The organism is uncultured Campylobacter sp. (assembly GCF_938045535.1).
Taxonomy (GTDB): domain Bacteria; phylum Campylobacterota; class Campylobacteria; order Campylobacterales; family Campylobacteraceae; genus Campylobacter_B.
In genome coordinates this window covers 1-1,355 of record NZ_CALIMQ010000026.1, presented here as the reverse complement: position 1 = coordinate 1,355, position 1,355 = coordinate 1, and the positions used below count along the sequence as shown (strand labels likewise).

The following is a 1,355-nucleotide window of genomic DNA, read 5'->3' as shown; positions in this document are numbered from 1 at the left end:
TTGCATCGTCTCTCTGGCGTGCTGTAGCCAATCTTTATCGCTCGTGTCGAGCAGGTCTAGGTAGATGATTTTGACGTGTCCGCTGTGGACGGTGAAATCGTGAGAGTTTGCGATGTGCTGCGTGCCGATGAGCACCACTGGCTGGACGCGCAGACCGAGCTTGCTAACGATCGCTTTGGCGCCGCTTTGGAATTGCAAAAGCTGCGTGCCGCGATGTCTGGTGCCCTCGGGAAACATCGTGATGACGCGCCCTTCGCTCACGCGCTGCTGCACTTCGTGCACGATCCGCACCAGATCGCGCGGATTTGAGCGATCGACCTGGATCATCTTCGGAAGAGTGATGATTTTACCGATGATAGGGATGTCTGCGATCTCCTTTTTAGCGATCCAGCAGATATCGCCGGGATGAGTTTCTTCGAGCACGACGATATCCATTATGCTTTGGTGGTTGGCGATTACTAGCTGCGCGCGCGGATCGGGAGTGCCTATGATCTGGATATCGTACCCAATGCCGTAGCGCTGAAAGCGCCCCCAAATGCGGCGGAAGCGGCGATGAGAGGAGTTTTTCACCGCCATAGCGATCACGACCCAAACGACGGTTAAAATAAACCAAATCGCGTAAAATAGCGCTCTAATCCTTGACAAGCTCATCCTTTTTTACCCAGCCGATCTTATTGCCGCCCAGCATAATTTTGTAAAAATCCTTATTCGTACCCAAAATTTCGACCTTTTCGGGATTTTTAGTCACGTAAAACACGGTGGAGCTTTGCATAGGCAAAATTCTAACCGGGGAATTTTGCGCGATACTGCCCGTGCCGTAAGGCCTTTGCGCGTAGAAATTTACCGCCAAAATCAGCACCGCAAAGATAAGCGGCGTGATATTTTTGCTAAGCAGAAACATCACCAAAAGCACGGCAGCTAGCGTGTAGATCGCGATCTGCTTGTAGGCTTCGAACTTGCTCTCTTTCGGATTTAGACCGATCTGCGTGCTAAGATCCTCGGCGCGCGGATTAAGCTCAAGTCCGAAATTTTCAAATTTTTTAGTATTAAGATTAAAATAGCTGAAGTCTAAATTTGTGATATTTTTATCCACGACGGCGAAATAATATCCGCTCTGACTTGTGTACGTGCCGCGTACGGAGTCCACACCCTGCTTGATAATGGCTGGATTATCGATGCTAAAAGCGCCGATTGCGCCGTTTCGGATACCAAGATCGAGCGTGAGTAAATTCGATGCGTCGTCAAATTTGGTAGTTTTGTAGTTTTTAAGTTTCAGCTCGTCGGCTACGATATGCGAAAAATTAGGCTTCGTATCAAGCTTCATAAATTCCGGATTATCAGGCTTGATAGAGCTT

2 protein-coding genes are annotated in these 1,355 nt (G+C 48.9%); both read right to left on the bottom strand.

All coding sequences use genetic code 11. The annotated features are described in order from the left end of the window. Positions 1-651 (bottom strand): lysophospholipid acyltransferase family protein (locus Q0095_RS01125; RefSeq protein ID WP_297880580.1); only part of this gene is annotated, 651 nt, incomplete at its 3' end. After that, the coding region (locus tag Q0095_RS01120; RefSeq protein WP_297880578.1) for an SH3 domain-containing protein at positions 632-1,355 on the bottom strand (724 nt) is incomplete at its 5' end. The genes Q0095_RS01120 and Q0095_RS01125, both read right to left, overlap by 20 nt.